Annotated in this window: 9 protein-coding genes and 1 riboswitch; of the genes, 8 read left to right on the plus strand and 1 reads right to left on the minus strand. The window is 73.2% G+C overall.

Annotated features, from left to right (window positions below):
- Positions 1–188 precede the first annotated feature (188 nt).
- Positions 189–776, plus strand: a complete 588-nt coding sequence (locus ACFC1T_RS36630) for a CGNR zinc finger domain-containing protein (RefSeq protein WP_375896623.1) — start codon at positions 189–191, stop codon at positions 774–776.
- Between the two features lie 11 nt (positions 777–787).
- Here ACFC1T_RS36630 and sodX read toward each other — a convergent pair whose 3' ends face one another.
- On the minus strand, positions 788–1243 hold the full coding sequence (sodX, locus tag ACFC1T_RS36635; RefSeq protein ID WP_375896625.1) for a nickel-type superoxide dismutase maturation protease: 456 nt from the start codon (positions 1241–1243) through the stop codon (positions 788–790).
- A gap of 176 nt (positions 1244–1419) precedes the next feature.
- Between sodX and sodN the strand changes: the two genes are divergently transcribed.
- The 7 genes from sodN (at position 1420) to ACFC1T_RS36670 (ending at position 7290) form a co-directional block, all read left to right on the plus strand.
- Positions 1420–1815 (plus strand): superoxide dismutase, Ni, encoded by a 396-nt coding sequence (sodN, locus tag ACFC1T_RS36640; protein WP_045699892.1) that lies wholly within the window; start codon positions 1420–1422, stop codon positions 1813–1815.
- Between the two features lie 99 nt (positions 1816–1914).
- Positions 1915–2060, plus strand: a riboswitch (cobalamin riboswitch).
- Between the two features lie 95 nt (positions 2061–2155).
- Complete coding sequence (locus ACFC1T_RS36645) at positions 2156–3208, plus strand: FecCD family ABC transporter permease (protein ID WP_375896628.1); 1053 nt, start codon at positions 2156–2158, stop codon at positions 3206–3208.
- Entirely contained in the window at positions 3205–4005 is an 801-nt protein-coding gene (locus tag ACFC1T_RS36650; protein WP_375896631.1) for an ABC transporter ATP-binding protein, read from the plus strand. The genes ACFC1T_RS36645 and ACFC1T_RS36650 overlap by 4 nt, the downstream gene beginning before the upstream one ends.
- A 44-nt stretch (positions 4006–4049) precedes the next feature.
- Positions 4050–5045, plus strand: coding sequence for an ABC transporter substrate-binding protein (locus ACFC1T_RS36655; protein ID WP_375896633.1), 996 nt, complete (start codon positions 4050–4052; stop codon positions 5043–5045).
- A 71-nt stretch (positions 5046–5116) separates the two neighbouring features.
- The gene (locus ACFC1T_RS36660) at positions 5117–5593 is read left to right on the plus strand and encodes a GNAT family N-acetyltransferase (protein WP_375896636.1); all 477 of its coding nucleotides are present in this window, start codon (positions 5117–5119) and stop codon (positions 5591–5593) included.
- 137 nt (positions 5594–5730) lie between these two features.
- Positions 5731–6141, plus strand: a complete 411-nt coding sequence (locus ACFC1T_RS36665; protein WP_360233452.1) for an anti-sigma regulatory factor — start codon at positions 5731–5733, stop codon at positions 6139–6141.
- Between the two features lie 156 nt (positions 6142–6297).
- Entirely contained in the window at positions 6298–7290 is a 993-nt protein-coding gene (locus tag ACFC1T_RS36670; RefSeq protein ID WP_375896638.1) for an RNA polymerase sigma factor SigF, read from the plus strand.
- The last annotated feature ends 144 nt before the right edge of the window (positions 7291–7434 follow it).

Genomic DNA, 7434 nt, shown 5'->3' on the forward strand with positions numbered 1-7434 from the left:
TCACCAACCCCCTGCCCGCGCGCACCTGGGCCTTCCTCTCCACGGTCCTCTGAGCCCGTACGGTCGGCGCCCGGCTGACGACTTCCTGCCGGGCGCCGACGTTTTCCCCAGCCGGGTAATAGGCTGGAAGCGCCCAGCCCGTTACCGGAACCATCCGGGCCCGTTACGCAACCACTGGAAGGACCGCCGTGGAGCTCGCCTCGTACGCCGACCTCGCCGTTCGGCTGGTGAACACCGAGGAACCCGAGCGCGGCACCGACACGCTGACCTCGGTGGACGCCGTGCGCGCCCTCTTCTCCGACTCCTCCCGCGCCGCCGCGCTGGCCGACGAGTCCGACGTGCCCCGGCTGCGGGCGGTGCGGACCAGGCTGCGCGGAGTGTTCGAGGCCGCCGCCGAGGGGGACGAGATCCGGTCCGTCGACCTGCTGAACAGCCTGCTGATGGAGTACCCCGTCAGCCCGCTGGTCTCCGGGCACGACTACCTGGACGACGCCGGCCGGCCGCGCTGGCACCTGCACCTGGCCGACAACTCGCCCACCGCCACCGCGCACTTCAGCGCCGTCGCCTGCATGGGCCTGGCCGTGCACCTCACCGAACTGGGCGCCGACCGGCTCGGCATCTGCCAGGCCGCGCCGTGCCGCAACGCCTACCTGGACACCTCGACCAACCGCTCCCGCCGCTACTGCTCCGACCGCTGCGCGACCCGCGCCAACGTCGCCGCGTACCGGGCCCGCAAGCGGCTGGAGGCCGAGGCCGCGCTGGGCACCGGGCAGTAGCCGGCCGGGGCTCAGAGCTCGTCGACGAAGACCCCGAACCGCCGGGCCAGGCCCGGCACCCGGGCCAGCCGGGGGCCGAGCAGCAGCCGCTCCAGCCCGCGGCCCGGCGCCAGCCAGGCGGGGCTCGGCCGCAGCCGCAGCAGCACCCGGCCGAGCACCAGCTCGTCCGGGACCGGGCCGTAGCTGCGGCTGTCGCTGTCCACCGGACGGTTGTCGGACAGCAGCCACCAGCCCTTCGGGCGGCGCTCGGCGGCCCGCTTCACCACCAGCAGGTCCTGCTGGAACGGGTGCCGGAACAGCACCACCGCGCCGGGCCGGATCGGCGCCCCGTAGCGGACCAGCAACTGGTCGCCCTCGCGCAGGGTCGGGACCATCGACGGGCCCGTCACGTCGACCAGCCCGAACGGCACCGCGCCGCCCTGCCCGCCGCCCTGCCCGCCGCCCTGCGGCTCCGTGCTCCGCGCCATGGCTCCTCCTCCCGGACCGACCGCCCCAGTCTGCCGTACGGACCGTCATCCGTTCGATGTCCGGATTACCCCGGTTCCGGGTCCGTCTTTCGCCCTAGGCCCACCGCCCGGCCGCGAAACCCGGAGGCCGGAAGGGTAATCTCGGGCGCGGGAAGACGATCTAAGGAAGGACTCCCATGTTCTCTCGTCTGTTTGCACCGCGTGCCACTGCTCACGCCCACTGCGACCTGCCGTGCGGTGTCTACGACCCCGCCCAGGCCAAGCTGGAGGCCGAGTCGGTCAAGGCCACCCAGGAGAAGTACCAGGCCAACGAGGACCCGCACTTCCGCGCCCGCGCCATCATCATCAAGGAGCAGCGCGCCGAGGCCGTCAAGCACCACATCTCGGTGCTGTGGAGCGACTACTTCAAGGCCCCGCACTTCGAGAAGTACCCGCAGCTGCACCAGCTGATCAACGACACCCTGAAGGCCGCCTCGGCCGCCAAGGCGTCCACCGACCCGGCCACCGGCCAGGCCCTGCTGGACCTGATCGCCGAGGTCGACAAGATCTTCTGGGAGACCAAGCAGGCCTGAGCCTGACGCGTCGCCACCCGGCCGCCCCCGTCCGCACCGTCGGACGGGGGCGGTCGTGCGTTCCCGTGCCCCCGCCCCGGGAACGGACCCCGGTAAGGGTTGCCTACCCTGAGTGGCTGTTATGCTGCCAGGGCGTCCGAGGGGGAAGTCCGGTGAGAATCCGGCGCTGACCCGCAACGGTGAGCACGGCCCGCGGTCCCGGGGCCGGGCCAGCCCGATCGCCCCCGGCCGCTGAACTCCCGACAACTCGCCGTGGACTGCGAGGGGAAGGCGCCCGGGCCCGGCCCCGGCCGGCGCCCGCCCCGGCACACCCGCGGCCCGAGGCAAGGCGCGCCCGCCCGTGAGTGACCCCGTCCGCCGAATACCGACCCTCCCGCTCGCCCTCGGCCTCGCCGCCGCCCTGCTGCTCTCCCTGGTCTGCGGCGTCGCGCTCGGCGCCTCCGGAATCGAACTCCCGGACGTCCTGCGACTGTTGGGCGCCGGGCTGACCGGCGGACGGCTGGACGCGAGCGACGCGGCGGCGTACGCGATCGTCTGGGAGCTGCGGCTGCCGCGCACCCTGCTGGCCGCCGTGGTCGGCGGCGGGCTCGCCGCCACCGGGGTCGCCGTCCAGGCCCTGGTGCGCAACGCCCTCGCCGACCCCTTCGTCCTGGGCATCTCCTCCGGCGCCGCCGTCGGCGCCAACGCCGTCCTGCTGCTCGGCGCCTTCGCCTCGCTCGGGGTGTGGGCGATCTCGGTCTCCGCGTTCGGCTCCGCGCTGCTCGCCATGGTGCTGGTCTACCTCGCCGCCCGCACCGCGTACGGGCTCACCCCGCTGCGGCTGGTGCTCACCGGCACCGCGCTCTCCTACGGCTTCTCCGCCCTGACCACCCTGATGGTCTTCTCCGCCGACCACGCCGAGGCCGCCCGGGACGCCATGATGTGGCTGCTCGGCAGCCTCGGCGGCGCCACCTGGGGCTCGGTGCCGATCGCGGCCGCCACCGTCCTGGCCGGACTGGCCTACCTGGCCTGCGCCGCCGGACGGTTGGACGCGCTCGCGATGGGCGACGAGACTTCCGCCTCGCTCGGCGTCGACCCCGACCGGCTGCGCCGGGAACTGTTCGTGGTCACCGCCGCCGTCACCGGCACCGTGGTCGCCGTCAGCGGGGCGATCGGCTTCGTCGGACTGCTGATGCCGCACCTGGCCCGGATGCTGGTCGGCGCCGGGCACCGCCGGGTGCTGGTGATCGCGCCGCTCGCCGGGGCGCTGCTGCTGGTCTGGGTGGACATCGCCTCCCGCACCCTGCTGGCGCCCGCCGAACTGCCCGTCGGGGTGTTCACCGCGGTGCTCGGGGTGCCCGCCTTCCTGCTGATGATGCGCCGCCGCGGCCAGGCCTTCGGAGGCCGGCGATGACGGCCCCGACCCCTTCGACCGGCGCGGAGGACCTGCGCGTCGACGGCGTCTCGGTGGAACTGGCCGGCGCCCGGCTGGTCCACGAGGTGAGCCTGACGGCCGCCGCCGGGCAGGTGATCGGACTGATCGGCCCGAACGGCAGCGGCAAGTCGACCCTGCTGCGCTGCGTCTACCGGGTGCTGCGCCCGGCCGGCGGGACCGTCCGGCTGGCCGGCGACGACCTGCACGCGCTCACCGCCCGCGACACCGCCCGCCGGGTGGCCGCGCTGACCCAGGAGCACCCCGCCGAGTTCGAGTTCACGGTGGCCGAGGTGGTCGCCATGGGCCGGCTGCCGCACCGGCGCGGCCTCGCCGCCGGCCCGACCGCCGGGGACCGGGAGCGCTGCGCCGCCGCGCTGCGCCGGGTCCGGGCCGACCACCTCGCCGAACGCGCCTTCCCGAGCCTGTCCGGCGGCGAGAAGCAGCGGGTGCTGATCGCCCGCGCGCTCGTCCAGGAACCGCGCCTGCTGGTGCTGGACGAGCCCACCAACCACCTCGACATCGCCCACCAGTTGGAGGTGCTGGCACTCGCCCGCGAGGCCGGGCCGACGGTGCTCACCGCCCTGCACGACCTCAACCTGGCGGCGGGCCACTGCGACCGGCTGTACGTGCTGGAGGCCGGCCGGATCGTCGCCGCCGGCGAGCCCCACGAGGTGCTCCGCCCCGAACTGCTGGCCGAGGTGTTCGGCGTCCGGGCCACCCCCGTCCGCCACCCCGGGACCGGCGCCCTCCAGCTGCTGTTCGACCGTCTCGCCTGACCCCCCGCGAATCCCCGGGACCGTTCCGATCCGAAGGAACCCGTATGCGCACCAAGGCCGTTGCCGCCACCGCCCTGCTCACTCTCGGGCTGACCGCCTGCGGCGCCGAGATCGCCCCCCGCCCCGGCGCCGCCACCGCCTCCGGCCACTACCCGGTGACCGTGACGAACTGCGGCGAGCGGCTCACCTTCGCGCAGAAGCCCGCCCGGGTGGTGACCAACGACGTCAACATCACCGAACTGATGCTCTCCCTCGGCCTCGCCGACCGGATGGCCGGCTACGTGATGCCCGACGACAAGGGGCAGGTCGACAAGGTGGCCTGGAAGGACGGCTACCGGCAGACCAGCTGGCTCTCCAAGAAGGTGCTCACCAAGGAGATCGCCCTGGACGCCAAGGCCGACCTGGTGTTCGCCGGCTGGCACTACGGCTTCGACGAGGGCAGCGGGGTCACCCCGCAGGCGTTCAAGGCGCTCGGCGTGGACTCCTACGTGCTCAGCGAGTCCTGCCGCAGTGGCAAGGGCTCCGAGCGCGGGGTGATGTACCCGCTGGAGGCGCTCTACACCGACCTGGCCAACCTGGGCTCGATCTTCGACGTCGAGGACCGCGCCGACAAGCTGATCGCCGAGTCCAGGGCCACCATCGCCGCCGTGCCGCAGCCGGAGCGCCGCCCGTCCGTCTTCCTTTACGACAGCGGGCAGGACAAGCCGTACACCGCCGGGAAGTTCGCCGCCGCGAACGAGATCATCGCGAAGGCCGGCGGGACCAACGTCATGGGCGACCTCGCGGACACCTGGGTCACCGCCGGCTGGGAGAGCGTGGTGCAGCGCGACCCCGAGGTGATCGTGATCAACAACTACGCGACCCCGGGCGCCGAGGAGAAGCGGACGTTCCTCAAGTCCTTCCCGCCGCTGGCGAACGTCGCCGCGATCAGGAACGACCGGATCTTCGTCATGGACTACGTCGACCTGGTCGAGAGCCCGCGCAACCCGGCCGCGATCAGCACCCTGGCCGGGTTCCTGCGCACCGTCCCGGCCCGCTGACCGGCGCGACCGACGATCGGACCCCGCTCCGGCCCTGGGCCCGGGCGGGGCCCGCGCAGTAGGCTCGCGGCATGATCCGCACCGCCGTCGTCACCGACGTTCCCGTCGTCCTGGCCATGATCCGTGAGCTCGCGGAGTACGAGAAGGCCCCCCAGGAGGCGGTGGCCACGGAGGAGCAGCTGCGCGAGGCGCTGTTCGGCGCCGCCCCGGCGCTGTTCGGCCTGATCGCGGAGGACCCGGCCACCGGCGAACCGGTCGGCTTCGCGCTCTGGTTCCTCAACTTCTCGACCTGGCGCGGCACCCACGGGATCTACCTGGAGGACCTCTACGTCCGCCCGCAGGCCCGCGGCGGCGGCCACGGCAAGGCGCTCCTGCTGGAGCTGGCGAGGATCGCCGTCGAGCGCGGCTACGCCCGGGTCGAATGGTCGGTGCTGGACTGGAACCAGCCCTCGATCGACTTCTACCGCTCGCTCGGCGCGGTGCCGATGAACGGGTGGACGGTCTACCGGCTCACCGATGAGGCACTCACGGCCGCCGGGAAGCGTTGAACCCACGCACGGAGTAGGGGCAAAGCCCCTGCCACCCTGCGTCGCAATGCCTTACCATGAGTAACTCCCGCACCGGGTGCGGAGGACGCCCCCTCGGGGGTACCAAGCAAGCACAGCGCGTCACCCAGGAGGCAAGGGTGTCCCAGATCGACAGCGATCTCGGAGTTCAGGACTTCGTGGAGGTCCGGCTGCCCGCGGCAGGGGCCTACCTCTCCGTGCTGCGAACAGCGACGGCCGGGCTTGCCGCCCGGCTGGACTTCACCCTCGACGAGATCGAGGACCTGCGGATCGCGGTGGACGAGGCCTGCGCCATCCTGCTCCAGCAGGCGGTGCCCGGCTCCGTCCTGTCCTGCGAGTTCCGGCTGGTCGGCGACTCGCTCAAGGTGACGGTCTCCGCTCCGACCACGGACGGCAAGGCGCCCGAACGCGACACCTTCGCGTGGACGGTGCTCTCCGCGCTGGCCGGCGAGGTGGACTCCTCGGTCGCCGAGGACAACACCGTGACGATCAGCCTGCACAAGAAGCGCGGCGGGTCCGCCGCCCACTGACCGGGCACCGAGCAGCAGCACCCTGCAAGGGCCGTCCGCCGCACCCCACCCGGGGCCGGTGGGCGGCTCCCGGTACCGCCCACCGGCGGTACGACCAACGAGACGATGCCGGGGCCGACGGCCCCGGTGCTCCCGGAACGGAACGGGGGAATGGCCGTGAGTGATCTGGACCGTACCGGCCTCGCGACGGCGGGACCTGCCGTACCGACCCAGGCGAGCGTTTCCGGCCTCGCCGCCAACGACGAAGCGCACCCGAAGGACGCCCACCGGATGAGCCACCCGACCGAGCCGACGTCTGAGCCGACGCCCGCCTCCACTCCCCCGCCGGAACCGGCGGCGGAGGGCGCGGACCTGCACGGCGCCGTGCCCGCCCAGGGCTCGCACCGCACCGGCGCACCGGACCGGGAGGCCGCCCGCGCGCTGTTCGTCCGGCTGGCCGCGCTGCCCGAGGGCTCCCCGGAGCGCGTGGAGCTGCGCAACCAGCTGGTCCGGATGCACATCCCGCTGGTCGAGCACCTGGCCCGGCGGTTCCGCAACCGGGGTGAGCCGCTGGACGACCTGACCCAGGTCGCCACCATCGGACTGATCAAGTCGGTGGACCGCTTCGACCACGAGCGCGGGGTCGAGTTCTCCACCTACGCGACGCCGACCATCGTCGGCGAGATCAAGCGGCACTTCCGCGACAAGGGGTGGGCGGTGCGCGTCCCGCGCCGCCTCCAGGAGCTGCGGCTGTCGCTCACCACGGCGACCAGCGAGCTCTCCCAGCGGCACGGCCGCTCCCCCACGGTGCACGAGCTGGCCGAGCACCTGGGCATCTCCGAGGAGGACGTGCTGGAGGGCCTGGAGTCCGCCAACGCGTACTCCACGCTGTCCCTGGACGTCCCGGACAGCGACGACGAGTCGCCGGCCGTGGCGGACACCCTGGGCGCCACCGACGAGGCGCTGGAGGGCGTCGAGTACCGCGAGTCGCTCAAGCCGCTGCTGGCCCAACTGCCGCCCCGGGAGCAGAAGATCCTGGTGCTGCGGTTCTTCCGGAACATGACCCAGTCGCAGATCGCCGCCGAGGTGGGGATCTCCCAGATGCACGTGTCCCGCCTGCTGGCCCGGACCTTGGCCCAGCTGCGGGAGAAGCTCCTCGTCGAGGAGTAGCAGGACCTGCACGAACGGACGGCCGCCGAACGCGGTGCTGGCCCGGTCCTTGGCGGGGGGGGGGGGGGCGGGCGGCAGGGCCGCGACCCCGAGCCCGGCGAGCGCCGCGCGCTCCATCGCGTGAAGCATATACACAAATCCCAG

The organism is Kitasatospora sp. NPDC056076, from assembly GCF_042266305.1.
Classification (GTDB): domain Bacteria; phylum Actinomycetota; class Actinomycetes; order Streptomycetales; family Streptomycetaceae; genus Kitasatospora.